The organism is Halomonas campaniensis (assembly GCF_002211105.1).
Taxonomy (GTDB): domain Bacteria; phylum Pseudomonadota; class Gammaproteobacteria; order Pseudomonadales; family Halomonadaceae; genus Vreelandella; species Vreelandella campaniensis_A.
Genome location: NZ_JPUA01000028.1, coordinates 41,037 through 67,337 on the forward strand (window position 1 = coordinate 41,037; position 26,301 = coordinate 67,337).

A 26,301-nucleotide genomic window follows, 5' to 3' on the forward strand; every position below is an offset into this window, starting at 1 on the left:
TATTGGTTTGCAAGGCCAGCATATTGAAGAACAATATACGAAGGCCAGCAGGCCCGAATCTACCTTACAGATTAAAGAGTGAGACGTTATCAAAATCCTTTAATCGGCGATTTTTTGGTATTGAGCACGATAATCCCTTGGAGGCATACCGTAGTGTCGTTTGAACACACGGGAAAAGTGCGCTGAGTCAGCAAAGCCCCAATTGTAGGCTATGGTTGTGATCGGTAGGCGGCCATTACCAGTTTGGGTCAGTTCGCGGGCGCAACACTGCAAGCGCTGACGATTAATATAACGGCATATGCTTTCACCGTTCATTTCGAATTGACGATAGAGATGACGCACCGATACGTTCAGGCGGGCAGCCAATTCATCCGGCGTAGGTGGCTCCATCAATGCTTCATTGATCATTTGTTCGGCGAGACGCCGCAACGGGCTCCCCGTTTTGATAGCGTCTTCAACGTGCAAGCAGGGCTGCAATAGACTGATCAAGGCATCCTGTAGCGCTTCACCATGTTGCTTGCCTTCGCTCAGGGCTATGTGATCCTTGCTAATCTGCTGAAACATTCCATATAACAGTCGTCTGCTAAGACTGGCCTGTTCGAGCTTACCAAAGCGGCAGGTACCGGCAGGTAAAAGTCGATCAACAGCGTCACGGCAAAGGTGGATCGACAATTGATTGATTAACCCCTGTGGCTTCATCTCAAACGCCTGAGCTGAATCAAGCAAAGCCATGTCATTTGGCTGTAGAGTAAAGGAGTGATTATTGTTAAGTATTACCATATTGCCTTGGCGCTGTAGGACAAGGAAATAGAAGCGATCATCTCCCCGTGTCGCAACTCCACGTTCTCGACGGATTGAGCTAGCGTTCACACGTATGTCCGCTAGTGTGAGACCACCCAAGTCATAGCGTTGAATATTGCCAACAAAATGTTCGGGACAGTTTGCGCGCTGGGTTACAAAACGTCCGCAGACGGCTTGCATAGCATCATTCCATCTATCGAAATCATAAGCAGTTTGCACATTCACAGCAGATCTCCTTTTTAGGATGTTCTTGTACTAAAACCCATGCCTGCGGTTGAAGCGGATGATTGCATGAATATTCATGTATTATTTGTATCAGAAAAATACCGAAGAAGCGAAGTAGTTCCTCATGGCTCTACCCTAACTATCCCCCGGGGCCGATTTGAGTACTGTAATGTCCGCTATATTCCCCAGAGCGCAAAGAGGCGCTGCTGAAATAGCTCGGCAAGCAGGTATTTCCGATGCGCTGATAGATAGGGTATGACGAAGTATCAGCTGTCAAAACGGCAGGGAAATCCATATTTTCGTCAAACAAAGACAAGATGTGCGCACCACGACTGAATACCCTTGATGAACTGCCCAGAAATTAAAGGGGTAAGACAAAATAACAAGGGGCTCTTCAATATGAAATTATGCTACTCCGCTTTTTTACCTGTTGCTGCTGTTACCAGTGGCGTAATTGCAGCGTCACTTAGCAGTGCGCAAGCGGCTGAAATATTTAGTAATACTGACACCCAGATTGGTGCCAACATTGAGGCAGTGCTGGGGGCCTTTCATAGCCAGGAAGGATACGCCCAGAGCGAAACCAGTGCGCCCGGTGGGAGGGACTGGCAGGAAGGGTTTGCCAAATTTGGACTGGATGCTACGCATGCGCTAGGGGAAAGCTCATTTTATGCCAACGTAGCCTGGGTATCCAGCGCGACTACCGGCCAAGGCGACGCGGCAGGCTATACGACCGGCGATGAGCGTAAAACCCGTCTGGAAAATTTATACGCCGGCTGGAAATCGGGCAATGCTTTGCCTGCCTTGGGGGTAGACGGCATCGATTTTTCTCTGGGGCGTCAGCGTATCCAGCTCGGCGATGGGTTTTTGATCTCAGGCGATGCACTCAACTTTGGCGAAGGGGTGTTAGGGGGCGATCTTGACCGCGGAGGCGCTTACTATTTAGCAGGACGCCAGTCGTTTGAAAACACAGCTGTGCTGAAGCTGGGGGGAGAGCAAGGCTGGCGTGGGGATGTAATGTGGCTAGCATCAGGCAACCCTGCACAGGCCAAGTCAGAACTGGCCGTTGCTAACCTTGAGCGTGTAACCGATAACGGTACGCTTGGCATCTCCTATATTGATGTACTCAATACGGACGACGACTATGCTTTCCTCTACCCTGACCGGGAAAACGTTAAGGTCTATAGCGTGCGGGGGCAAGGCAATGCCGGTGTCGAAAACCTGTTTCTCTCTGGCGAATACGCGCTGCAAAAAAATGGCAGTGCGGGTGACGAAAACGCGTGGTACCTAGAAGCTGGCTGGACGTTTTCAGACGCGGCATGGACACCCAGTGTTAGCTACCGTTTCAGCCGTTTCTCGGATCAATATGATCCGCTTTTTTACGGCAATGGACGTGCGTTAGGTACTTGGTTCCAGGGAGAAGTGGCCGCTAACTACGGCGGCCCGTTTAATACTAATACGCGGGTTCATCAGTTGAACGCATCGTTGTCGCCTTTCGAAACGCTGAGCTTCGGCGCGATGTGGTATGACTTTACCTCTTTGTCAGATGACGCCGGGCCTAATACCGGTGGGCAGGAACTCGACTTATATGCTTTTTGGGCGCCTAGTGAACACTGGTGGGTAATGCCGCTGATCGGACATTATACCCCGGATGCCTCAGCCACTAGCGGTGGTACTCAGCTCGGCAGCGATAGTGCCAATCTGTACACACAGCTTTTGGTTGGATTTAATTTTTGAGGCACGAAACAAAACTTTGATATTGCTTACTGAAGCAACCTCCACTACGCCTGCTCATTGCAATGAGTAGGCGTTCTCTTTCCAGTTATTTGCGTTAGTGCATTGCGGCTAACCTGATGTGGCGAGTTATGAAAATGGTGCTTGAAAGAGTGGCTGAAATGGGTTGGATCCGCGAACTCCCACTTGCGAGGCAATCGGCGTGGTGGGTTGGTCGGTTTCCTGCTGAGTAGCCAGTTCTTCAGCCTGAATTCATAGAATAACTGCAGCACGATGCTCAAGTATCTGTAACGACAAACCGGCTCATGTGTTGTTCGAAAAGGCGGTAAAGTTGGCGCGTAGAAATATGAAATTGCTTAGCCACCAATGCTGGCCCTAGCTCGGTTTTCTGCAAGTAGTGGTCAATGAATTGCTATATGCATTCATAGAGCGTATCGCCCGCTTTGCTAGTTAGAGGCCTCACAAAGGGCTGAGAGAAACCAGTTGAGTCAACCTGAAGCGGCTAATAAATCGCACCGGCACCACGGTCTAAACTCCGCCCATGGGGCCAGCGCTGGCGTCGAGTCGCACGCGACCTCTTGCTGATCAATACACGATTCGTTAAATGGAATGGGCTCGATCTTCTACTTACGTTTACTCATCGAGCATCAGCTATCCAGGTTGTTGCGAGAGTCTTTCTGCAGGAGTGGTTTCTCTACCGGGAGCGTCACGTTCCATCAGGAAAAACGCGCCTACCACCTCGCTCAGACGCAGCGACTGCTCCTTTAGCCGGTCAGCTGCCGCCGAGGACTCCTCAACCATCGCCGCGTTCTGCTGGGTCATGTGATCCAGTTCAGCGACTGCCTGGTTGACCTGGCCGATGCCCTGGCTTTGCTCCTTGGTGGCCGCACTGATCTCGCCGAGTACGCCGGTGACCCGCGCCACGCTGGCGACGATCTCATCCATGGTTTTTCCGGCAGCCTGCACCAACTCAGCACCGGCCTGGATCCGGGTTGTAGACGTTCCGATCAACTCCTTGATCTGACGTGCGGCCTGGGCGCTGCGGCTAGCCAACTGGCGCACCTCGCCAGCAACCACCGCAAAGCCACGGCCCTGTTCGCCAGCGCGTGCCGCCTCTACCGAAGCGTTAAGCGCCAGCAGGTTAGTCTGAAAGGCGATGCCGTCCATCACCGAAACGATCTCGGCGATCTGCCGGGACGATGCATCAATTTCATCCATAGTATGCACTACCCGGGAAACCACCTCACCACCCTGGGAGGCGACTTCGGAAGCTGACAAGGATAGCTGGTTGGCCTCCCGCGAGGACGCCGCCGTATGCTCGACAGTGCTGGTAAGCTGCTCCATCGACGCGGAGGTCTCCTGCAAGTTGGTGGCTGCCGTCTCGGTACGTGACGACAGGTCTTGGCTGCCCATCGCAATCTCACTGGCTGCAACCCGCACTGAGTCACTGCTCTCACGGACATCGAGTAATACATTGTTTATCTTGTCGGCGAACGCATTGAATTGTATGGCCAGCGTGGCACTCTCGTTACGCCCATGCACCGGCAAACGCTTTGTCAGGTCACCATTTCCACTGGCAATATCACGCATACGCTCAGCCAATTGGCGTAGCGGGCGAGCAATGCTACCACCTACCCACCAAGCCGCCAGCAGTCCCAATCCGGCAATGATAAGACCCATAAGGGACATGCCCAGCATGTCGGCTTGACGCTGGGATTGCATCTGCTCTTGCAGACCATGCAGTCCCGCGAGCACAGCACTTTCAGGTAGGCGAATCATTAGCACCCAAGGCTTGCCGACCCCAGCTATGGTGAACGGCCAATAGAGCTCGGCCATGCCCTGTCGGGAATCTGTTTCGAAGACTATATTTCCCTGCTGGGCCTGGGTAACACGCTCCTGCAGAGCGGGTTGCAGTGTCTTCGCCATCGGTTCACCCAGTGCCACTGCTTCCTGGGTGTAGGCGACTACACCGCCCCGTGAAGCGATCAGCGCCATTTCCCCAGCCCCGTCATAGAGAGCTCTGTTGGCCTCGCCCAATGTGGCTTGGAGGGAGTCAACGGACAGGTCGACACCGGCGCTTCCCATGAACTCCCCATTAACGACGATTGGTGCATTGAAGGAGGTCAGCATGACGGTTTTATTTTCGACTTCGTAAGCCGCCGGATCGGTAATGCAGGGCGCCAGTGTTTCCTTTGGGCACAGGTAGTATTCACCCTGGCGCAGGCCATTGGGCTGCAGGGTATCACTTTCGATAATGTCAGCGCCCTGAGGCATCACTTGGAGTGAGTCATTCTCGTCGCGATACCAGAGTGGCATGAATCGACCATCAGGACTGTGGCCCGGGACACTGGCGCCTGCAAAAGGGGCATCTGATCCAAAGGCGTTGGGCTCCCAGCCAATATAGGCATCTGTGATCTCAGGATTCGTGGTCATGAATTGGCGAATGACGTTCATGACCTCCTGCCGATTGAGATCGAGTTGCGAGACTCCCTGGGCGGACTCCATACCCATGAGGGTATTGACGTCTGCCAGGCTCTTGGCAACTCCCAATGCCTGCCCTAGTTGCAGTTGTATCTTTTCTGCCTGATAGGCGGCTTCTGCGTAGAGCCGACGCTTAGCGCCTTCCTGAATCATTTGCTCGGTAACGTGGTTAGATCGCTCCTGGGCTTGTGAGTTGGTGACTACTGCATAGACAGTGAGTATCATAACCGCGACTGCCAAACAGGCCCCGGCCAGTACAGTAACGAAGGTTCGTAGCGACCGGAAGTGCATGACTATTACCTCTCAAGGTTTATCTTAGACATTTTCAGCAGATGGCATAAAGCTTTATAAATTAAATAATAATTTATAAACATGTCATGCCATCTTTGACATAGCCCCTTTTTGCCAACTTTGCTCATATTCGTCCAGGGGCTGGACTGGGCATGGCTGTCCTGGCGATGTTATGCCTCTAAGACTGTTGTATATTCGCGCTCGTTTTACTTATCAAAACATACATTTTTCTTAAAAACTTGACAGCTACTGACAGATTTTTGTCTTTCGTGGCCAGCCTAACGAAATAAAAATAATTCGGAGCTTTGTAAGTTAAAATGTATAACTAACAGGGATTCAGAGTTAAGAGCACAATGGCCAAGCACAACACCGGGCTTATCAGGTATCGCGTTGCCGTGACATAAGTTTTTTCCAACTGGTAGCGGAGATAATTATCGATTCCATTGTTTATATGATTGATTATTTGTTAATCGATGTGTTGCGCTTTCTTATGCTTCCTGGCTTCGCTTGCGAGTGTCAGAGGGAAGCTCGAGAAATAGGCGACGGTATTCGCGGCTGAAGTAACTTTGATGAAAAAAACCCTGCTGTGCTGCCGCATCAGCCAAGCAAAGGGTAGGGTCTCTCATCAGGCTGCGACGCACTGCATTGAGGCGTAGCGCTCTGAGATAATGCACCGGAGACTGGCCTGTCTCAGCCTGGAAACTATACTGTAGTGTGCGTCGTGAGATATTGAGTTGATGACAAAGCGCCATCATCGAAGGCGGATTGTCTGGATGCATCTTGGACAGTGCATGGCAACGATCCACTATATAGCGACGAGTGCGGTAGTTGCTACTGTCATCAGACACCACATTGCACGATGGTGACTCCAGTAACAAGTCGATACCCTCCTTGAGCTGGCACATTATAGCTTGCTGGGCGCATGGCGTGGCTTCTCCTCCGCAGGCTCTTAAATGCTCTGTCAATGCCCACCACTGCTGCTTGACCATCTTGAATAAATCCGGTGTAACCACGAGCACTCGGGATTTTTTTGCATTCTGCTCTAGCCAGCTATGGCGGTTAAGGTCTATCGAGACCACGATCAAGTCGTAGCCAGCTGGTGATATCCCCAAAAACTCTTTACAACGCGGCAGTACCGTAATGGCATCAGAGCGAAAGAGTGAATTGTTAGGCCATCGTAGTGGCATGGCTAAATGCCACTGATCTTCCGGGAAACGCATTAATTGCGAGACGGCGAGGTTGGCTTTTTCGCGGAAAAGTCTTATTCCCTGCTCGCTTATATCAATGATTTCCCCAGCAAAGCTTCCTTCGTCAATCTGGTCAAACTCCTGCTGCCAACCAGGTAACCACGTGGCATGCTCGGTTACATCTGTACAGTGATGGAATGCAATAGGCATGGAGGATCCACTTCTTGAAGGGATTAGAGTTTAAAAGGAAAACCTTTATCAGCAATGTTGAATGCTAGGTTAAGTTGCTGTTTAAGCTTCAAAGTCCTGAGAAATAGTCGCCTTAAAAGTTTTTAAAATTAGCTATTTTTAGTCTATTTATACTCTATATATTAAATTTAAATCATGTTTGTTCATAGTTTTTATTGCCTAATAATATACAGTTTTCACTTTTAAACTGTAAAAGAAGGTCGACGCCAGTGAGGCGTCAACCTTATGGCAAGGCTTCAGTAGCGAATCATTACAGATTTAATTTCGGTATAGTCCTCAATAAATGCGCTGCCAAATTCTCGCCCCGTACCCGAAGCCTTGATACCTCCGAACGGCACTGCGGGGTCGATAAAAGTATGCATGTTGACATACACCGTACCTGCTTCAATTTCAGTTATTAGGCGCAGTGCGCCGGAGAGATCGTTGCTCCAAACACTGGCAGTCAATCCGAAAGGCGAATCATTGATCAAAGCAGGTAATTCATTTATGTCGTCATACGCTAACAGGGTGATTATTGGGCCGAAGGTTTCCTCGTGTAACATTCGATCTTGCGAGTTACGCGCCAGCAATAGGGTTGGTTCTACGAAGTAACCAAGCTGGGGCAGTGCTTTACCACCAAATAGCACCTTGCTCTCCTGATGAGCGACCTGCAAACACTCCATAACTTTGTCGAACTGCGGTTTGTTGGCCAGCGGGCCGAACTGGACACTTTCATCCAGTGGAGAGCCGATCGTCATCTGCTCCAAAGCAGCGCTGAATTTCTCGACCACCTCTTGTAATCGCTCACGTGGTACGTACACACGCTCCGGCGCCGCGCAGACCTGACCTTGGTGTACATATCCACTTTGTATTAGGCCTTCAACAGCCGCATCGACATTTACATCCGGCAGCAATGCAGCTGCGTTTTTCCCTCCCAGTTCCAATGTCACACGTGTAAGGCTAGCCGCCATTGCAGCTTGGCCAACTTTAAGGCCGGTCGGCACTGAACCGGTGAAAGAGACCTTAGACACTTGCGGGTGGTTAATCAGTTCCGCACCGACCCCGCCTGCTCCATTGAGCACATTAAACGCCCCAGGAGGTAAGCCGGCCTCTACCGCTAGCTGTGCCAAACGTAGCATTGTCAGCGGTGTAAATTCGCTAGGTTTGATGATGATAGTACAGCCGGTGACTAACGCGGCGGCGATTTTCCATACACCGATCATCACAGACGAATTCCACGGCACGATGCCTGCTACTACGCCAACTGGTTCGCGACGGGTAAAAGCAGTGTACTTCTCGTCAGCCATGGAGGGAAAAGAAGGGCTCATAGTTTCGCCGTTAATTTTGGTCGCCCAGCCAGCGAAGTAACGTAAAAACATCGCGCTTTGGCTAACTTCGAACAATCGCGATAGATGAATGGTTTTACCTGAGCAAAGGGTCTCCAGCTGGGCCAGTTCCTCACCGTTTGCTTCGATAAGATCGGCCAAGCGGTTAAGAACCACACCGCGCTGATAAGGAGAGGTCTTTGCCCAGCTTCCTTTAAACGCACTGCGGGCCGAAAAGATGGCAGCTTCGATATCGGCAATGCTGGCGCTAGCAATCTCGGTAATCACTTCTTCGTTAGCCGGATTAATAACCGGGATACTAGTATTGGGGTGGCCCATGTAGTACTGGCCATCAATAAAGTGGGCGTGGTTTTGTTGAAGAAAGTCTCGAACCTGAGGCAAAAGCTGTAATTCGTTCATGAGGGCTCCTGGACAATGTGAGATAGTTCAAAGTTAAGGTAACAGTCGTTAGTCAATCAGACCGTGAAGCCCCTTTGTCTGATCGTAAAAAATTAGCTCAAGTGGCAACGATACCAAGATGCCAAGAATCATGGTTCTCACCGCGCACAGATCAGCGCTGTAGTCCGAATCTCGTAGCTACATTGAAGCTGCGCTGAACGGATCGTCGTAAGCTCTATTACATCCTTAATTCGCAATCGAAAAATTGATTGTGGCTGCCAAGTTTGTTGTATATGGCTGCCTAACCTAGTGAGAGGGAATTTTTGAAGCTCATGTTAATTAAGTGTGGGCGGATGCAGACTCTGAGGGCAGCGTACAACTTTAAACGACTTAATGCGTCTTTTTTTCCTGGCTGCACTGTCAGAAGGTATGGGGTTAGCGAAACCGATGGAAGCGCAGAAGGAATGGAAATCACAGCACTTGTTGCGATAAAATTTTTAATATTTCAGATGATTCGGCTGCTACTTCTGATACGCTAAATAAATATAATTGCATATAGAGAGTGTAAGGCTTGGTCTGTTACCAAGGCGGATCTGTCACAATAATTCAAATTTCTGGCAGAAAAGAGCAAGTAAAAAAGGTTCGCATATGAGCATATAAAGACCGTGGTTTTATCTAACAATGCTCAACAAATTGCCTTTTGGTTCGTGAGGTTGAAAAATGAATAAAGTAGACAGCCCTAAATCAGGAATGGCGGGCGACTATAGCCCCCTTGTAGATGGGAAGGCTCGAAAGAGGTCTCGTCTCGGCTTCATTACGATGATCTCTATATGTATTGGCTTAGTTATAGTTCAGGGGTCAATGCTGTCGGCCTTGCAGGGTGTAGGGATCGGAGGGGCAGCCTTTGTCGCAGCAGTTATTATTGCGTTCATCCTTTCTCTTTTCAATGCTATGACCTTCTCTGAACTGTCGCTCATGTTCCCGCATGCTGGAACGTTAGGTACGTATACCGAAAAAGCAATCGGGCACTTTCCTGCAATTCTGGCAGTATATGCAGGCTACGTCGTTGTGGGAGTGCTAGGGATTCCTGCCGAGATGTTTCTGGTAGATGCGATATTGAATGAGTTATTGCCCGGTTTGTTCCCCTCGATGCTGATACCATTTGTTATCTTGATTGCTTTGACAATTACCAATGTTTTGGGTACAGATGTATTCGCTAAGGCGCAAAATTTCTTTGCATTCATTCTAGTATGTGCATTGATAACTATTGGATTAACAGCTGTCACTGGGATCGCCGAACCGTACCCCGTGCTGGAAAATTCAGCACTTACTTGGGACTTAGAAAAGGCATTAAGTGTAGATACCATTGGGCTTATTTCCCTCGCGATGTGGATGTTTGTAGGCGTTGAATTTGTTTGTCCAATGATAAATGAAGTCAAAAAGCCAGAGAGGGATATTCCTAGGGCAATGATTCTGTCATTATGTATAATGCTAGGTATATATACCTTCTTTATCTGGGGGGCATCCAAGTACTTAACTCCCGAAACGCTAACCGGAACACCTATTCCTTATCTTGATTATGCGAATGCTGTTTTTGGGAAGGCAGGTCTTCTCTTTGCGACTGTAATGGCTATTGCAGCGACTTGTAGCACTGTCAATACAGTTCTTGCCAGTGTTTCACGCATGCTACAGGGTATGGCAGAAAATGGGCAATCGTTCCCGCAGTTAAAAATAACCAGCAAGCGGTTCGGAACCCCATGGGTAGCCATTGTGTTCATGTCGCTTATGGTTTCTATATTCATGATGACGATGAGTATTGATTTTATTATCGTACTGGTTATCTCAGCATCTACTAGTTGGTTACTGGCTTATATCATAGCTCATGTTGATGTCATTGTTTTACGCATTCGCTATCCAGAATTACCTCGTCCTTATAAAAGCCCTTTCTTCCCTGTGCCACAATTTCTGGGAATTATCGGGATGGGTTACGTTGCATTTAATAACTCCCCTACACCTGAGTTAACACAACAAATTTACATTACTGCGGGAAGTATTCTGCTAGTCATTAGTATCATCGCTGTATTATGGGTCAAGCTATATATGAAGAAAGGGCTTTTCACCCCCGAATAGGCTGGTCTCAAACTTCAAGCGCAACATTATCGATGATGTCTGTCTTTTTCTGTGGTTTAGCCTGGCGAGCCTGATTGTCACTTTGAAGCCAACGAAAGCACATTCATTGCGCTTTATGAACAATGGTTGCGCATTGTGGATATCCGTCAGTAACCCGGTGACTGTACCGTTTAACGACGCCTGAAGGTGTTAACAAGAAACGGAGATCAGCATGAAAGTCAGTGTTATTGGCGGTGGACATGGCTGCTACGCCGCAGCCATCGAGATGGTGGAGAAAGGTTTCGACGTGACATTGTGGCGGCGGGATGGCAATGCTCTGCAGGAGTTGCGTCAATTGGGCTATTTGGTCGTCAAGGATGCGCAAGGTGAACGGCGTATTCAGATTGGTACTCACAAGGATCAATTATCTCTAACAGATAGCCTAACGGAGGCGGCGCAACAGGCGGAGCTAATCATTGTGCCGTTACCCGCCACCTCCCATGACACGCTAGCCGACCAACTGGGGCCGTTACTACGGGATGATCAGGTGGTCTTTCTACCCCCAGGTACATTCGGCAGCTACCTGTTCCACCGAGCGATGCGAAAAGCGGGTAACGACAGCCAAGTGGCCTACTGTGAAACGGGAACGCTCCCCTATTTGGCGCGTAAACACGGTGCTAATAAGGTAGTCATCAGCGTTTATGCAACCCGGCTCCCTACCGGCGTCTTCCCCAGCGAACTGTCAGCACACGCCTTCTCTGTATTGCGGGAAGCCTACCCCAGCGTTGAACCCATCGAAGATGGCCTCAGTGGCGCCTTAATGAACGCTGGCCCTATTATCCATCCGCCTTTAATTATGATGAATGCGGGGCCGCTGGAGCATTTTGATGCCTGGGATATTCACAACGAAGGAACCCAGCCCTCTATCCGAAGCGTGACCACCGCGCTAGACAATGAGCGTATCGCGGTGCGCGAAAGGCTGGGTTACCAGCCCTCTCATTTTCCTCTTGCCAACCACTACGCCTCCGAAGGCGAGGAGTGGATGTATGGCCGGGGCGCCCACGGCAAACTGACCGATAGTGGCGACTGGCGAGAGAACATCGACCTTCATAGCCACCGTTACATGCTGGAGGACACCCGAATGGGGCTCTCCTTCATCGTATCGGTTGGCCGCTGGGCGGGGCAACCCACGCCAGTAGCGGAGGGGCTGTTGAGCATTGCTTCGGCGATCACCGGCCAAGATCTCTATGCCCAAGGCCGAACGCTGGAAATGCTGGGACTGGATTCGCTCTCCCTGGCGCAGATGCGCTCTTTATTGACGTATGGCATTCAGGCCTGACCTACCGATAGAGGAGAGCGCATCATGCAGGACAACATCATCGTCTTGGGAGCAGGAAGAATGGGAGAAGGTATTGCTCTCTCATTTATTCTGGCTGGCAAGGAGGTCGTGCTGATCGACTTCAAGTCACGCAGCCCTGAAGAGCGTCAGCACTATTATGAGCAGGCTCGCAGTCGACTAGTGACGGAGCTTAAGTATCTTCAGGAGAAGCAGCTCATTCAGGAAGAGCAGATCGCTTCAATGGTGAAGCAACTGCGTATCGTGGATGACCAGCAGGTGCAGATGGTGGCGGGAAGCCGTTTGGCTTTCGAGGCGCTGCCTGAAGTCAGCGAGATTAAGCAGCAAGGGCTGGCCTGGGCAAGCCGACATTTGGATAAAGAGGCTGTTATCGCATCGACCACGTCCACTTTTCTGGTCACCGAACTCGCCTGCATGGTTAGCCATCCGGCCCGGTTTATGAACGCCCACTGGCTAAATCCTGCCCATTTGATGCCCTTAGTGGAGGTAAGTCGGGGCAAGGATACCGAGCAGCGCTATGTTGATGCGCTGTTCACGGTGCTTAAAGGGATAGGGAAAGTACCGGTGCTGTGCGAGGCGGCGCCGGGCTACATTATTCCCCGCCTGCAGGTGCTGCTCATGAACGAAGCCGCGCGTATGGTCGAGGAGGGCGTTGCTAGCGCCGAGGATATCGATGTGGCCATTCGGGTTGGGCTGGGGTTGCGCTATTCGGTGTTGGGAGTGCTGGAGTTCATCGATTGGGGCGGTGGCGATACGCTTTTCTACGCCTCCAACTACCTGTGCGACAAGCTGGATAACCGCTTCAAGTCACCTGAGGTTATTACCCGGAATATGCAAGAGATGCGTCGAGGATTCCAAGATGGCGTGGGCTTCTTCGACTACTCAGGGGTCGATCTGTCGAACTACCGAAGGCAGCGCTCCGACGCTTTTCTAAAGCGTCTTGAGTTGCTTGAGCTGATGCCGACAGTCACTACCCGTTATTAATCCTTCACAGCCTATAAAGCGCCTATAGGAAACCATGCTGTTCCTGTAGGCCTTCGCCGAGGATAGCCATAATGAAAACCAGTACACAGGTGGGAGCGTTAACCGTACTAATCGCTGCAATGGCGTTGGTGGGGTGTAGCGATGCACAGGAGGGGGTAGCCGATGAGCCTAGCGACGACGCCCAGGTGATTACCCTCAGCTACGCTTTTTTTGCTCCAGCGCAGAGCTTTCCTGCCGTTCAGATGGAGCACTGGGCGAAAGAGCTCAATGAACGTACCGATGGGCGTGTCGAAGTCGACCTCTTCCCCGGGGGCTCCTTGCTCACAGCCAGCAACATGTACGATGGTGTGCTGAATGGTGTTGCGGATATAGGGCTTTCAGCCACCTCTTACGAGCCGGGCCGTTTTCCCCTGATCAACTTGGCCGGAAGCCTGACCGGCCAGGACGTCAATTCAGAAATAGCCAGCCGCATGACTTACCAACTGATTCAAGAGTTTGGTGAGCAGATGCCCGAACTCGAAGAGTTCAAGGTCATCACGGCCTTTACCTCCGAGCCTGCCTATTTCCAGACCATTGAACCGATTCGTCAACTGGAAGACCTGAATGGGCTGGAAATCAGAATTTCCGGCGATAACTCCAGGGCGCTGGATGCATTGGGGGTAACAGCAGTCGGTATGTCGCAGGCCGATGCTGGCGAGGCACTTCAATCTGGGATTATCGATGGGTATGCGGCGTCCCGGGAAGTGCTAATGGATATGCAGTTCGCGCGTTTGGCTAAGTACGTGACCGATTACCCCTTAACTAACACCATTTTTGCAGCGCTGATGTCGCGAGAGAAGTGGGAGGCGCTCCCTGCTGATATACAGGCGGTTATCGAGGAGTTGGCGCCGGAGATGGCAACCTTCACCGGTCAATATCTTGATGAGCATATACAGCGTTCACTTGAGTGGGCGCAGCAGGAAGAGGGGGTTGAAGTGATAGCACTTGACGATGATGAGGCTAGCCGTTGGGATGACCAGCTCGCGCCGGTCAATGAAACTATCCTGTCGGATGCAGAGCAGCAAGGCCTACCCGCGTACGCCTTTGCAGAAAGAATGCAGGAGCTGATCGAGGAGTATCGTACCGAGGCTGAATAAAAAGAGCAGAGGCGACAGTAGCTCAGGGCCAGACGTTGGCCAATTCGTTACCAGTAGTATGTTCGCGGTTTGACTGCAGTGTTTGCACGGGGGTCACCCCATAGACCTCCTTGTACTGTGCAGAGAAGTGGCCAGGGCTGTTGATGCCATGTTGCATGATGACGTCGGTGACGCGATGACCGCGAGGGGCATCAAGCAGCGCCTGGTGCACACTCTTCATGCGTTGCTGAGTAAAATAGGCTTTGGGTGAGAGCCCAATAAATTGCTGGAAGCCGTACTGCAACGTGCGCTTTGATACCCCCACCATCGAGGCCAGTGTCTCGAGCTCGATACCCAGCTTGAGGTTCTGGTCTATATGGGTTTTGGCGCTTTTTACATAGTGTGGGAGAGGAGAAGGGTTACCACTCAAGCGCTGACTGTAGTTGTTCATGAACAGCCCCAGCAGACTGTCATATAAGTACTCTTCCATCAGCTTGATTTGCTGGCGCGGGGCATTTTGCTGGTGAAGAGAGTCGGTGAGACGGGCAAAATACTTGATGGTATCCAGCAGAAAAACCGTGCCGGGATAGTGCTCGGGAAAGTAGTGGTCAAAGATGATCGGAAGGTCAATGCGTTGATCGAGCCGACACGACAAGCGTTGCTCCAACTGATGGCGCGGTACTCGAACGATGATGTTATGGCAGTTCGGAGAGGTTTGGATGAGGGCGCGTTGACAGGGGGAAGTGACGGTAATACCTCCCTGAACCATACTCACCTGACGGTCAGCGTATACGATGGTTCCCTGACCTTCGAGAGTGATACGAAACAGGTAAACGTTCGACTCTTCGACAGGGTCAATTTCGACATTGGCACCATACTGCAGTTCGATAATAGCCAATTGGTCGAAACTGACCGCACTTAAGCGTGAGGCAAGTCGCGGGCCGTCAAATAAACGCATGCGATGTGGGCACAGGTAGTGGGTAACATGCTCACGAATGATCTCTTGTGAATCGGTGCGCAGAATAGCGTGCTTCTGCAGCAGAAACGGTGTTGTACCCATGGTTCACCTCAACAATGCACCAAGCAGGTGATGGTTTTGGGGTGTGAAGCCGAGGCAATATCTGCTGGGCCAGTAGATGCCATGCACTATCCCTAGAGGCTCCAGGCGCTTACACTCGGATGGATATATGCTAGAATAATCCACTATTTTTTTTGGATGGCGTGCTTCTTATGGTCGACAAGGATGAATTATCGTCTTCCTTTTTTCCTCTTGCCGATGAATTTCGCTCGCGTGATTTTCCTTTTTATTGGGTCGCGAGGCTGAATGCTAAATACAGCGCTGATGTCGATACACTACTGAAACCACTCGGACTCAGTTCGTCTAAGTGGCGCATTCTCATGATCCTACATGAACATGGGCGCCTTAGCATGTCGGATATATCAGTACACGCTGTTGCAAAATTGTCAACTATCACCAAAATCGTATACCGAATGCAAGAGTCGGGTTTGCTTAAAACAGAAGCCAGCCCGCAGGATGGTCGCGTCACTGAAGTAGAGCTTACCGAGGCGGGTGAGGCGAAGTTGGATATTGCGCGGCAAGTTACTAGCCGTCTGGTGGAAAAAGCCTTTGCCGATTTCAGTAAACAGGACATTGTTTATATCAATCAGTGCTTGAGTAGGATGTTTCATAACTTAAACGCGCTTTAAGGTCTAGAGGGACGCTGGAATTACTGTCATCGCGGCAAAGTACTTACATTTTTCCTATGGGCTATCAATAGCCCTGCCTTTTCCTGAACTACTCCTTTTTGTTCAAACTTCTGCTTAGCGCTTGTGCTTAAACGTCACGCGGGTAGTGAAATTGCCACGCTTTCACAGTAGCTCATCCATTAGTCGTAAACTATACGTCGTAATTAAGCAGGATATTCCCTATCTCTTGTGAAAGTTACGAGTAGGTTAAGTACGAAAATAACAACCATTTTATGGTTAAATAACTGATTTTATTGGCTATATGTGGTTTTCTGCATTCATGCCAATTTACTCAATTAGGTATGCATATCAACCTGAGAGGTATTGGTAGCGCGTTACTTCAAACGTAACACTCACCTGCACCGTTATTGCTATGCAGGTAAAACGATCATGTCGCATAACACAGGGGCCGTTGAACAGCTGCCCTATGCTGAAGCCTCTGCTTTTAAGCCAATCTCACTTGTGATGGGTATCGTCATTGGCTTGGGTGTTTTCTTCCTGTTGCCTGAAACGCTGGCCTTCAATGCTCGTCTTGTGGCAGGCATTGCGATGCTGATGGCCACCTGGTGGATGACAGAGGCGATACCCATTCCTGCCACGTCGCTGTTGCCGCTTGTACTGTTCCCTTTTTTCGATATTGCCACGGTCGGTGAGACCGCCTCGCCCTATGCCCATAGCATTGTCTTTCTAGTGTTGGGTGGCGTACTGCTGGGCTTGGCAACGCAGCGCTGGAATTTACATCGCCGCTTCGCGCTACTGACGGTGCTCACCGTGGGTACTAAGCCGGCTCAAATCGTCTTTGGTTTGATGTTCGCTAGCTGGTTTATCACTATGTGGGTGAGCAATACCGCCACCGCAGTGATCATGGTGCCCATTGGAGGCTCGATCATTGCGCTAGTGAAGTCACTGGGTAACGGTGATGACACGCCCAAGTTTTCTGCCTCTGTGCTACTGGGCATTGCCTATGCCATCACCATCGGCTCCATGGCCACATTGATCGGCCAGCCGCCGATGGCGCTAATGCGGGCCTACATGGAAGGCACCCACGGGCTTAGCATCGGTTTTGGCCACTGGATGCTGGTGGGTGTGCCGTTCTCATTCACCATGCTAATGCTGGCTTGGTTTGTGCTTAACAAACTGGTGTTCCGCTCGGAAGTCGAGAGCATCCAGGGTGGCCGGGCGATGATCGAGACAGAGCTCAAGGGAATGGGCCGACTATCGCCTGAAGAGTCACGTGTATTGATGGTTTTTGCCGGGGCAGTGTTCTGCTGGGTATTCCTGCCGTTAATCGCGAGAATTCCTGTCGTGCAGAGTGCGCTGCCTTGGTTGGGTAACATCAACGATACCAGCGTGGCGATTCTCTCGGCGATTCTGATGTTTGTGATTCCTGCCTCTAATGGAAAAGGGGCGTTGCTGGAGTGGTCGGCTACCCGAGACGTGCCCTGGGGGGTACTGATTTTGTTTGGCGGTGGCCTAACACTCTCTGCCCAGTTCACCGCCACTGGCTTGAGTGCGTGGGTTGGCGAGAGCGTCTCGGGATTATCGGACTTACCTCCGATTCTGATCCTAGCCATCACTGCTATCGTCATTATCCTATTGACCGAGCTAACCAGTAACACGGCGACGGCGGCTGCCTTCTTCCCGATTATGGGATCTATTGCCGTGGGACTGGGTATCGAACCTTTTCTGATGACCATCGTGGTTACCTTTGCCGTGAGCTGCGCCTTTATGTTGCCGGTGGCTACACCTTCCAATGCAGTGGCTTTCGCAACAGGGGATCTTCCAATCAAGAGCATGATCCGAGCAGGTATCTGGCTCAACGTCATCGGTTTGCTGGTGATTATGGTCGCGCTCTACACCATTGTCCCTTTGGTATTCGATGTCTCTTTCTAAACCGTGGCTGCCAACGTCGTTGGCAGCCAGTCTGATTTGACGATATCAGATATCCGGCCTAAAGTGTTCGTTATGCAAATTAGTGTTCGCAATAAGAACAAAGAGGCTTCCATGTCCCAGCCCTGTATTATCTGTGTCGCCATTACCGGCAGTCTGCCACGCAAAGAGAACAATCCTGCCGTACCGATTACGGTAGAAGAGCAGGTTGAGAGCACCCAGGCGGCGTTCGAAGCAGGGGCTACCATCGCCCACTGCCATGTGCGCAACGATGACCAAACCCCCTCATCTGACCCAGAAAAGTTTGGCCGCCTGATGGAGGGGCTTAAGAAGCACTGTCCCGGAATGATTATTCAGCTCTCCACCGGCGGGCGTTCCGGGGCAGGAGAAGCCCGGGGTGGGATGCTCCCGCTGAAGCCTGATATGGCCAGCCTCTCGGTGGGCTCCAATAATTTCCCCAATCGCGTTTACGAGAATCCGCCGCAGCTGGTGGAGTGGCTTGCGGATGAGATGCTCACGTATGGCATTAAGCCTGAAATCGAAGCGTTTGATCTATCGCATATCCATCAGGCGGTTGCACTCTCCAAGCAGGGAAAGCTGAAAGCACCGCTCTATGTGCAGTTTGTCATGGGCGTTAAGAATTCGATGCCAGCGGACAAGCCGACTTTTGATTTCTATATCGAGACACTCAAGCGGCTAGCGCCGGATGCACAGTGGTGTGGCGCAGGCATCGGCGCCAATCAATACGTACTTAATGAGTGGTCGATTGCTGCAGGCGGTCATACGCGTACCGGGCTTGAGGATAACGTTCGCCTGGACAGTAATACGCTGGCGCCTTCCAACGCGGCGTTGGTCGAGCGTACCGTCGACTTATGCGAAAGGTATGAGCGCCCGGTAGCTACCTGGCAGCAGGCCCGTGAGATGCTTGGGTTGAGAAATGCGTGAGAATGTTAGCTGCTACCCACTACCCATCGATGAGTGAGGAAACATACTCAAGCATCATCGAATTGCTGTGCAGTCGCCTTTAAGGTGACAAAGAGGGCCACTTACTTCGCGATATGTCAGTAGTCACTGGTAATTTTCCATAAAGTAGCCAGCATTATCCTTTTGTCGTAAAAGTATTTTGTAGCGCGATGTGGTTGAGAACCCTAGCGGCCGCGGCAAATGGCTGTCGTATCGGGCTAACGGCTGAAGCGCTACGGCACTTCTCATTTCGTTATTTAAGGCATCCATGCTCATTTAGTGATTAGCGGTGCAGCGTTAAGCTGTACTAATCTTTATTGTAGTAATTTGATTTTACTGAATTTTAATCTGTCGGAATTTGAGGGGATTTATTTTTAGTTTGTTTTGCACGGTTTAATTTAAGCCGCAGCTACAAATGAGCGTTAAACAGCAATGTTAATGCTGGGTTGGCGATACCTTTACGGTATGGAAAGGCACTTAAACAATATTGGTTTCTAAAATCAGATGCTACCAAACTGCAGCCTAGTCAACGATTGCCAGACGCTGGAGCCTGCATGTCAACCGTCATCCAACATATTGAGACGCTATTGGTCGACCTACCGACCATCCGTCCTCACAAACTCTCCATGACCACTATGGCCTGCCAAACCATGGTGATTGTGCGCATGCGCCACTCCGACGGTATCGAAGGGCTCGGCGAAGGCACCACCATTGGCGGCTTGGCCTACGGCCCAGAAAGCCCGGAGAGCATTAAGCGCAATATTGATATTTACCTAGCCCCCCTGCTGGTCGGCCAGCCTTCCAACAATGTTCACCAGTTGCGCGCTCGGCTTCACCGCCATGCACGCGGCAACATGATCGCCAAATCTGCCTTAGAAACGGCTCTGTTGGATGCTCAGGGCAAACGCTTGGGATTGAGCGTCGCCGAGCTGCTGGGCGGCGCACGCCAAGATCACTTGCCTGTGCTATGGACGCTAGCCAGCGGTGATACCGCCAAAGATATTGATGAGGCCATGCTGCGCTTAGAGCAGCGTCGGCACTGCGACTTTAAGTTAAAAATTGGTGCTAACCCTGTGGATCAGGACGTGCGCCATGTGGCGGCGATCAAGGAAGCGCTGGGTGATCGAGCCAGTGTGCGCGTTGATGTTAATCAGGCCTGGGATGAGTCGACCGCGGTGCGCGGTATTCAGGCACTGCAGGATGCTGGTATTGAGTTAATCGAGCAGCCCATCGCTGCCCGTGAACACGCCGGTCTAGTCCGTTTGGCTAACCGCTTCAATGTGCCAATGCTCGCTGACGAGGCGGTTCAGGATGCCCGCGACGGACTTGATCTCGTCTGCGGCGGCTTCAATGGTGCCTTTGCCCTGAAGATCGCCAAATCCGGCGGTATTTACGGGGTACTTGAGCTGGCTCACGTCGCCCAAGCGGCTGGCATTGGCTTATATGGCGGCACCCTGCTGGAAGGCACCATTGGCACGGCTGCCTCTCTACACGCCTGGGCGACGTTGCCGGAAATGGCCTGGGGTACGGAAATGTTCGGCCCACTGCTGCTGAAAGACGACATCGTCGTTGAGCCCCTCAACTACACCGAGTTTGGAGTGGAATTGCCGCAAGGGCCGGGGCTGGGTGTCACCTTGGATGAAGGTAAATTGACTCACTACTCGCGTAAATAAACGCCACGGTAAATAGAACCATCGTTTGCGTTCGCCCGCGATGCAAGAGGAGAGACGTATGCTGTTTCAAGTAGAGATGACCGTTAAGTTGCCGCCCGACATGCCCGCCGAGCAGGCAGCCAAGATCAAGGCAACGGAAAAGGCGTATTCCCAAGACCTGCAGCGCCAGGGCAAATGGCGCCACTTGTGGCGGGTAGCGGGTAGCTACTCGAACGTTAGTATTTTCGACGTGGAGGACAATGCTGAGCTGCAAGAGCTGGTCAGCAATCTGCCGCTCTTCCCTTATATGGAGATCAGCGTCAAACCGCTGTGTCGTCACCCCTCTTCGGTGCGCGACGACGACAGCTAATTATTTACTTAACACGCCAGTTCATATTGATAAAACAACATCCTATAACAAACAGAGGGTTTCACCATGGCCGTAAAAATATTCGACACGCCCGAAGTTCAAGACTTCATCAAAACCGTTGCTGGCTTTGACAAAGCCGGTGGCAATGACCGCGCCAAGCAAATCGTCCATCGACTGGTCAGCGACCTATTCAAGCTGATCGACGACTTCGATGTCACTGAAGAAGAGTACTGGGCGGGCGTTAACCTGCTCAATGCCCTGGGTAGCCAAACCCAGTTCGGGCTGCTCTCGCCAGGACTAGGATTTGACCACTTTCTCGATATGCGCCAGGACGCGATCGATGCCGAAGCCAAGCGTACCGGCGGCACACCGCGCACCATCGAAGGCCCGCTCTACGTGGCGGGTGCCCCGGAAGCAGAAGGCTTTGCCCGTCTGGACGACGGCCAGGACAACGACGGCGAGACCATGTGGCTGACCGGCCAAGTGCGCGACGTGAACGGCACGCCGATTGCTGGTGCCAAGGTCGAGATCTGGCATGCCAACTCCAAGGGCGGCTACTCCTTCTTTGACTCCTCTCAATCGGAGTACAACCTGCGCCGCACGATCTATGCGGACAGCGATGGTCGTTACACCGCGCGCAGCATTATCCCCTCCGGCTACGGCGTGCCCGAAGGCGCTCCGACCGATGTAGTGCTCAAGTCGCTGGGCCGTCATGGCCAGCGTCCGGCGCATATCCACTACTTCGTCTCCGCACCCGGTCACCAGCATCTGACCACCCAAATTAATCTGGCCGGCGATCCTTACACCTTTGATGACTTCGCCTTTGCCACCCGTGAAGAGCTGGTCGTCCCCGCCGAACGGATCAATGATCCGGCCGAGATTGCCAAGCGTGATCTGGATGGCCCGTTCTCCCACGTGGTGTTCGATGTGGAGCTGGCCCAAACCGAAGCTCCCGAGCTGCAGGTACGCCACGCCCGTCCACGGGCCAAAGAGGACGAACAGGATCTCGCTAGTCAGTTGGCGGGTACCGCTAAGGTTTAATAGTCTCGTTAAGTACCTTTAAATGCTTGAAGGGCTTTACAGACGGGCTGTGTTCGGTAGAGATAATGACAAACGCCAAAGAAGCCATACCCCATTGAATATCTTAGGTTATGGGTAGCGGCCCATGAAGCGATCATCAACAAGCTTGTGTAAAATGGTGGTCGCTTCATTCATGAGAGGTGATGATTTTTCACCTCGGCGACGGCTGCAGACAACAGGTGAGGTAATTGTCTTGTCCGCCAATGCTACATAAGAAATACCATCTCGTTGTACACGTTTTACTTCCTCAGGTACCAGCGTAATACCGATGCCAGAGGCGACGAGGCTAAGTGCTGTCTGGACTTCGTTCGCTTCCTGTATGACCTCAACCTTTAAGCCTTGACGGCGGAAAATACCCAGTACCATATCTGCCAAGCTAGGGCGTGGTTTAGCTGGGAAAAGAATGAGTGGATAGCGTGCCAATTCTTCGCTTGTAGGCGTAGTGCCCTCTAGGGGGTGCCCGCTAGGAAGGGCTGCAATAAATGGCTCATTGAAGAGTATCTCTTGCTCTACGTCCGGATCATCAATGCGAAGACGTCCAAATCCCATGTCAATACGACCCGCTTTAAGCGCCTGCACTTGCTGTATGGTCGTAAGCTCTGTCAATGATATTTCTACATTCTCAATTTGACGCAAGTCGCGAACCAGCATTGGAATCTGCCCATAAAAGATAGAGGGGACAAAGCCAATGCCAAATAGCGTTCGCTTGCTTCGTGCCATGTGGCGTGTTGTATCAATGGTGACGTCGACTTTCTCTAAAATTTCTAAAGCACGCTGCTGAAAAAATATACCCGATGATGTTAAGCGAAGGCCTCGTGAGCTTCTCTCAAACAGTTCAGCCCCTACCTCTTGTTCTAATTGTTTGATTTGGCGCGAAAGTGGTGGCTGTGACATATGCAAGCGCTTAGCGGCACAGGTCAGGTTAAGCTCTTCAGCGACAACGCAAAAGTACCTCAGGTGGCGTAATTCCATAAGAACTCCAAAATATGAGTAAATTCTTAACTAATGGTGGCATTTACCTTCTGTGGCTTCCAATCAGGCTGCATTGCTCAAGCAACAGGGCAATCTGCTCAGTTAGCTAGGTGAGGCGCTATAACGCTACCAGTATTTATGCGCTTGAAAAGCTAAATGCGTCTAAGGTTTTTAGTAATGCAAGATAGTAACAAGAGGGATAGAGCAGCCGTGTACGCCTATTCGCTGAGCTTTCAGCAACGAATCGTCTTGTGGCCAGTTGCTGACACATAGTTGCACGAGGAAGAGGCTTCAACGCTTTATAATGTCTAGTATCGAGCCGAAAGGAAATCACTTGCCGCCAAATACATCATCGCCCATGCTTTTCATTGGCTAATGAAACTCTAATTGGTAGCTAAAAAACGTTAGGACGTTTGAAAATGGCAAAATTCTTCCAGGAATTCCGTGAGTTTGCGGTAAAAGGCAACGTCGTCGATATGGCGGTGGGGATCATTATCGGTGGGGCGTTTACGCTGATTGTGCAGAGCCTGGTGGCGGATGTGATGAATCCACTGATTGGCTTGCTGGTGGGCGGTGTGGATTTTTCCAACCTGTTTGTGGTGTTACGCCAAGGGGCGGTGGGCGGCCCTTATGCGACGCTGGCGGATGCCCAGGCCGCAGGGGCGGTAACGCTAAACCTCGGGCTTTTTATCAATGCGGTGGTCAGCTTTACGATTGTCGCCTTCGTGGTCTTCTTATTGGTACGCACCATTAACCGATTAAAGCGCGAGGAGGCGGTGGCGCCTGCGAGTCCTACGGAGCAGCCGTGCCCTTACTGCTTAATGGTAGTGCCGATCAAAGCCACTCGCTGTGGTCACTGCACGGCAATGCTGGAACAGCCAGCGGAGGTTGATGCACCGGTTGAAGCTACCTCTGCGCCACCGCAAATGCCACCTGCCAAACCTTGAGCCACTAAAAAGGGCGCCACTGCTGAAGTGGCGCCCTTTCACATTATACCAGCAGCAACCTAGGCGCTTTTCTTAATGGTTTTACTCTCTTTTTGCTTACTGTCAGGCTTTTTGCTGTCGTTGGCATCGCTGGGTTGCGGTAGCGACGGCAGTGATTTAGCCAGCATTTCGACACTGTGACGGTAGTAGAGCTGACTCTTATTATGCTCGCCCAGGCTGGCATAGAGGCGCGCAAGCTCCGCACACACTTCGCCATTGGGGCGCTGACGCTGGCTGGCTTCAAAATACTCTAGTGCCTTTTGCCACTGGCCGATGCGCAGCGAGAGACGGCCGCAAGCGAGCAGCAGCTCTGGGTCGTTGGGGCGCTCCTGCAGCCATTTTTCGGCTTTAACGAGTTGGCGAGCAGCGTTCACGTTCAGCAGGCCGTAGCGTTTCACCAAACGCGCGTCCCAGTGGTGATCAAGCGAATGGTTGAGCAAGCGTTCGGCAATCGGCTCTTCGTTGGCTTGAATCAGCGCTTCGCTGTAAAGCACGATCAGCTCGGTATTGCCGCGCAGGTAGTCCGGCATATCCGCCCACAAGCCGCGCACCCGCTCAATATTGGTGGGGTTTTGGGCTTCAAACACGATAAGTTCGCGATAGGCTTTAAACTCCAACTGCTCACGCTCTTGCTGAGTAATCAGCTTCTGCGCCGCCAGGCGTGGAATCAAACGCCGTAAGCCTTCCCAGTCGTTGACGCTTAAATGCACTTGCTTGAGTAGCTTGAGCACCTGCGGATGGTTGGAGAGCTGCTTATCCAGTCGATTAAGAATCGCCAGCGCTTCTTCCGGCTGTTGGCGCTCAATCATCATTTGCGCCTGCATCAGGCCAACGGCGGTATCGGCACCGTCGGTGGTGAGCTGCGCCTGATTCAGGTGCTCCTGGGATTTCACGTGGTGGCCCTGGTAATGGGCCGCCAGCGCGGCAGATAGGTAGTTGACCAGCGGTGTGCTGGAATCATCGGCGGCGTTAACCAGGGTTTTTTCGGCTTTTTTCCAGCGCCCTTCGGTAAGCGCTACCAGGCCACGCACGGTGCGCTGCATGGCCCGGCGGTTACGGGCACGACTGTTCCAACTGCGAAAACGCCCCATGGGCCGAATAATGCCGCTGAGCAGGCGCAGTACGAAGTGTAGGACGATAAAGGCGGCAAACAGCAGCACCAGTCCAAACCAGAAGGAGGTTTGGATGGAGGAGTCACCCACGCGGATCAGCCAATAGCCGGGCACCGACATCATCAGGTGCCCAAACAGCGCCCCGACGGCGAGGCCTGCGACAATGAGGAGAACAAGCTTTCTCATGAATCACCTCCGCTTTGGCCACGCGTCTCATAGCGGTTGTCGATAAAACGAGCAAGTGCCTGCTGTGAACCGCTGATATCGGGCAGCTCGGGTTTTACCTCGGCTTGCTTAAGTTCTTCAAGGCGGGCAATAACGCTTTGTGTCTCTTCGCGAGTGGTGTCGTAGTAGTCGTTCAAAAGCTGTAGGGCTTTGTCGATGCTGGCGTCATAAAGCTCTTTCTCTTCGTTGAGCAGGGCCAGTTGGGTCTGTTCGAGCACTAAACGCAGGCTTTGACGCAGGTAAGACTCTTGCTCTGGCGTAATCAACGCTTCCAGGGCTTCATCGTGATGGCGAACTACCACCAGGTCTTTAAGCTCTTCACCAAAGCGCGCCAGCTGGCGCTGGAAAGTGCCGGTCGGCGGCTCTTCGATGCTGGAGGTTACCGCTTGCTCCTCAATTTCTTGAGAGAGTCGCAGAGAGGAGATACGTTCCTGCTGGGCATTGAGCGCTAGGTAGAGGCCGGTACGGTCAACCTGGGGCACGGCGTCCAGCGCGGCTAGCTCATTGGCAATGGCTTCGCGTACGGGCGTCAATGCTGGGTTATCAGCATCAACTAGGCGCGCATCGGCGGTACGCAGCAGTGCGGCCGCGCCATCAACATCGCCTTCCAGTTGTAGGCGCTGATTGGCCAGACGTAGCAGGTAGGCGGCTTCGGCATGCAGCCACTCGCGCTCGTCGGTATCCTGCTCCTGAGAGAGCTGATCCAGCACTTGGCCTAGGGTCTCATCAACATCGCTGCGGTAGCTGTCAAATTCATCACGCAGGTCGCCCAGAGTGCTCTGCAACGCTTCATCGCGCTCGGCTTCGCCGCTGTCCAGGCGTGATTCCAGGTCGCTAACCGCTTGTTGTGAGGCGCTCCCTTCAGCCTGTTGGGCTACTTCGTCGAGGCGCTGCTGCTGGCTCTCCAGTCGTTGCCAGCCTTGCCAGGCGATGAACGCCAAGGCAATCGCCAGAATAATCACCAAGGCAATCGCGAGGCCACCACTTTTACCACCACCGCTTTTGCTGCCACCGTTCTGGACGCTGCCGCTGCCGCTGCCGCTGCCGCTGCCGCTGCCGCTGCCGCTGCCGC

20 protein-coding genes are annotated in these 26,301 nt (G+C 51.9%); 12 read left to right on the plus strand and 8 right to left on the minus strand.

What is annotated here, in order from left to right:
- Positions 1-99 precede the first annotated feature (99 nt).
- Positions 100-1,026 carry a transcriptional regulator FeaR gene (gene feaR / locus JI62_RS10465; protein ID WP_088700105.1) on the minus strand — a complete coding sequence of 309 codons (927 nt, stop codon included), beginning with the start codon at positions 1,024-1,026 and terminating at the stop codon, positions 100-102.
- A 399-nt stretch (positions 1,027-1,425) separates the two neighbouring features.
- Between feaR and JI62_RS10470 the strand changes: the two genes are divergently transcribed.
- Positions 1,426-2,760 carry a hypothetical protein gene (locus JI62_RS10470; protein WP_088700106.1) on the plus strand — a complete coding sequence of 445 codons (1,335 nt, stop codon included), beginning with the start codon at positions 1,426-1,428 and terminating at the stop codon, positions 2,758-2,760.
- Between the two features lie 648 nt (positions 2,761-3,408).
- On the opposite strand, the gene JI62_RS10475 is transcribed toward JI62_RS10470, so the two are convergent.
- The 3 genes from JI62_RS10475 to JI62_RS10485 all read right to left on the minus strand — a co-directional run bounded on the left by JI62_RS10475 (position 3,409) and on the right by JI62_RS10485 (position 8,689).
- Positions 3,409-5,529, minus strand: a complete 2,121-nt coding sequence (locus tag JI62_RS10475; RefSeq protein ID WP_088700107.1) for a methyl-accepting chemotaxis protein — start codon at positions 5,527-5,529, stop codon at positions 3,409-3,411.
- Positions 5,530-6,017: 488 nt separating this feature from the next.
- On the minus strand, positions 6,018-6,926 hold the full coding sequence (locus JI62_RS10480) for a helix-turn-helix domain-containing protein (RefSeq protein ID WP_088700108.1): 909 nt from the start codon (positions 6,924-6,926) through the stop codon (positions 6,018-6,020).
- Between the two features lie 275 nt (positions 6,927-7,201).
- The gene (locus JI62_RS10485) at positions 7,202-8,689 is read right to left on the minus strand and encodes an aldehyde dehydrogenase family protein (protein WP_088700109.1); all 1,488 of its coding nucleotides are present in this window, start codon (positions 8,687-8,689) and stop codon (positions 7,202-7,204) included.
- Positions 8,690-9,388: 699 nt separating this feature from the next.
- Here JI62_RS10485 and JI62_RS10495 point away from each other — a divergent pair.
- The 4 genes from JI62_RS10495 (at position 9,389) to JI62_RS10510 (ending at position 14,254) form a co-directional block, all read left to right on the plus strand.
- Positions 9,389-10,798 carry an APC family permease gene (locus JI62_RS10495; protein WP_240513210.1) on the plus strand — a complete coding sequence of 470 codons (1,410 nt, stop codon included), beginning with the start codon at positions 9,389-9,391 and terminating at the stop codon, positions 10,796-10,798.
- Between the two features lie 211 nt (positions 10,799-11,009).
- Entirely contained in the window at positions 11,010-12,116 is a 1,107-nt protein-coding gene (locus JI62_RS10500; protein WP_088700111.1) for an NAD/NADP-dependent octopine/nopaline dehydrogenase family protein, read from the plus strand.
- A 24-nt stretch (positions 12,117-12,140) separates the two neighbouring features.
- Positions 12,141-13,118: a 3-hydroxybutyryl-CoA dehydrogenase gene (locus JI62_RS10505; protein ID WP_088700112.1), complete on the plus strand. Its 978-nt coding sequence runs from the start codon at positions 12,141-12,143 to the stop codon at positions 13,116-13,118.
- Between the two features lie 71 nt (positions 13,119-13,189).
- On the plus strand, positions 13,190-14,254 hold the full coding sequence (locus tag JI62_RS10510; RefSeq protein ID WP_240513211.1) for a TRAP transporter substrate-binding protein: 1,065 nt from the start codon (positions 13,190-13,192) through the stop codon (positions 14,252-14,254).
- 22 nt (positions 14,255-14,276) lie between these two features.
- Here the strand turns inward: JI62_RS10510 and JI62_RS10515 are convergent, their stop codons facing one another.
- Positions 14,277-15,293 carry an AraC family transcriptional regulator gene (locus JI62_RS10515; protein ID WP_088700113.1) on the minus strand — a complete coding sequence of 339 codons (1,017 nt, stop codon included), beginning with the start codon at positions 15,291-15,293 and terminating at the stop codon, positions 14,277-14,279.
- A 170-nt stretch (positions 15,294-15,463) separates the two neighbouring features.
- On the opposite strand from JI62_RS10515, the gene JI62_RS10520 reads away from it, so the two are divergent.
- From JI62_RS10520 to catA, 6 genes are all read left to right on the plus strand, one after another.
- The gene (locus JI62_RS10520; RefSeq protein ID WP_041157349.1) at positions 15,464-15,940 is read left to right on the plus strand and encodes a MarR family winged helix-turn-helix transcriptional regulator; all 477 of its coding nucleotides are present in this window, start codon (positions 15,464-15,466) and stop codon (positions 15,938-15,940) included.
- 429 nt (positions 15,941-16,369) lie between these two features.
- Entirely contained in the window at positions 16,370-17,872 is a 1,503-nt protein-coding gene (locus JI62_RS10525) for an SLC13 family permease (protein ID WP_170938533.1), read from the plus strand.
- 111 nt (positions 17,873-17,983) lie between these two features.
- Positions 17,984-18,814 (plus strand): 3-keto-5-aminohexanoate cleavage protein, encoded by an 831-nt coding sequence (locus JI62_RS10530; protein WP_088700114.1) that lies wholly within the window; start codon positions 17,984-17,986, stop codon positions 18,812-18,814.
- A gap of 572 nt (positions 18,815-19,386) precedes the next feature.
- Positions 19,387-20,505 carry a muconate/chloromuconate family cycloisomerase gene (locus JI62_RS10535; RefSeq protein ID WP_088700115.1) on the plus strand — a complete coding sequence of 373 codons (1,119 nt, stop codon included), beginning with the start codon at positions 19,387-19,389 and terminating at the stop codon, positions 20,503-20,505.
- Positions 20,506-20,563: 58 nt separating this feature from the next.
- Positions 20,564-20,854 (plus strand): muconolactone Delta-isomerase, encoded by a 291-nt coding sequence (gene catC / locus JI62_RS10540; RefSeq protein ID WP_035565030.1) that lies wholly within the window; start codon positions 20,564-20,566, stop codon positions 20,852-20,854.
- A 66-nt stretch (positions 20,855-20,920) separates the two neighbouring features.
- Complete coding sequence (gene catA, locus JI62_RS10545) at positions 20,921-21,895, plus strand: catechol 1,2-dioxygenase (RefSeq protein WP_088700116.1); 975 nt, start codon at positions 20,921-20,923, stop codon at positions 21,893-21,895.
- Between the two features lie 108 nt (positions 21,896-22,003).
- On the opposite strand, the gene JI62_RS10550 is transcribed toward catA, so the two are convergent.
- Positions 22,004-22,906 carry a LysR family transcriptional regulator gene (locus JI62_RS10550; protein ID WP_088700117.1) on the minus strand — a complete coding sequence of 301 codons (903 nt, stop codon included), beginning with the start codon at positions 22,904-22,906 and terminating at the stop codon, positions 22,004-22,006.
- Between the two features lie 419 nt (positions 22,907-23,325).
- On the opposite strand from JI62_RS10550, the gene mscL reads away from it, so the two are divergent.
- A complete protein-coding gene (gene mscL / locus JI62_RS10555; RefSeq protein WP_088700118.1) occupies positions 23,326-23,853 on the plus strand; it encodes a large-conductance mechanosensitive channel protein MscL in 528 nt (175 codons plus the stop codon).
- 59 nt (positions 23,854-23,912) lie between these two features.
- On the opposite strand, the gene JI62_RS10560 is transcribed toward mscL, so the two are convergent.
- Complete coding sequence (locus JI62_RS10560; RefSeq protein ID WP_088700119.1) at positions 23,913-25,190, minus strand: heme biosynthesis HemY N-terminal domain-containing protein; 1,278 nt, start codon at positions 25,188-25,190, stop codon at positions 23,913-23,915.
- On the minus strand, positions 25,187-26,301 hold a 1,115-nt coding region (locus JI62_RS10565; RefSeq protein ID WP_240513212.1), incomplete at its 5' end, for a uroporphyrinogen-III C-methyltransferase. The genes JI62_RS10565 and JI62_RS10560, both read right to left, overlap by 4 nt.

Bases quoted from the DNA above. Each gene is read 5' to 3' on its own strand.
- JI62_RS10470 (WP_088700106.1), top strand. From the start codon at position 1,426: ATGAAATTATGCTACTCCGCTTTTTTACCTGTTGCTGCTGTTACCAGT.
- JI62_RS10475 (WP_088700107.1), bottom strand. From the start codon at position 5,529: ATGCACTTCCGGTCGCTACGAACCTTCGTTACTGTACTGGCCGGGGCC.
- JI62_RS10480 (WP_088700108.1), bottom strand. From the start codon at position 6,926: ATGCCTATTGCATTCCATCACTGTACAGATGTAACCGAGCATGCCACG.
- JI62_RS10485 (WP_088700109.1), bottom strand. From the start codon at position 8,689: ATGAACGAATTACAGCTTTTGCCTCAGGTTCGAGACTTTCTTCAACAA.
- JI62_RS10495 (WP_240513210.1), top strand. From the start codon at position 9,389: ATGAATAAAGTAGACAGCCCTAAATCAGGAATGGCGGGCGACTATAGC.
- JI62_RS10500 (WP_088700111.1), top strand. From the start codon at position 11,010: ATGAAAGTCAGTGTTATTGGCGGTGGACATGGCTGCTACGCCGCAGCC.
- JI62_RS10505 (WP_088700112.1), top strand. From the start codon at position 12,141: ATGCAGGACAACATCATCGTCTTGGGAGCAGGAAGAATGGGAGAAGGT.
- JI62_RS10510 (WP_240513211.1), top strand. From the start codon at position 13,190: ATGAAAACCAGTACACAGGTGGGAGCGTTAACCGTACTAATCGCTGCA.
- JI62_RS10515 (WP_088700113.1), bottom strand. From the start codon at position 15,293: ATGGGTACAACACCGTTTCTGCTGCAGAAGCACGCTATTCTGCGCACC.
- JI62_RS10520 (WP_041157349.1), top strand. From the start codon at position 15,464: ATGGTCGACAAGGATGAATTATCGTCTTCCTTTTTTCCTCTTGCCGAT.
- JI62_RS10525 (WP_170938533.1), top strand. From the start codon at position 16,370: ATGTCGCATAACACAGGGGCCGTTGAACAGCTGCCCTATGCTGAAGCC.
- JI62_RS10530 (WP_088700114.1), top strand. From the start codon at position 17,984: ATGTCCCAGCCCTGTATTATCTGTGTCGCCATTACCGGCAGTCTGCCA.
- JI62_RS10535 (WP_088700115.1), top strand. From the start codon at position 19,387: ATGTCAACCGTCATCCAACATATTGAGACGCTATTGGTCGACCTACCG.
- catC (WP_035565030.1), top strand. From the start codon at position 20,564: ATGCTGTTTCAAGTAGAGATGACCGTTAAGTTGCCGCCCGACATGCCC.
- catA (WP_088700116.1), top strand. From the start codon at position 20,921: ATGGCCGTAAAAATATTCGACACGCCCGAAGTTCAAGACTTCATCAAA.
- JI62_RS10550 (WP_088700117.1), bottom strand. From the start codon at position 22,906: ATGGAATTACGCCACCTGAGGTACTTTTGCGTTGTCGCTGAAGAGCTT.
- mscL (WP_088700118.1), top strand. From the start codon at position 23,326: ATGGCAAAATTCTTCCAGGAATTCCGTGAGTTTGCGGTAAAAGGCAAC.
- JI62_RS10560 (WP_088700119.1), bottom strand. From the start codon at position 25,190: ATGAGAAAGCTTGTTCTCCTCATTGTCGCAGGCCTCGCCGTCGGGGCG.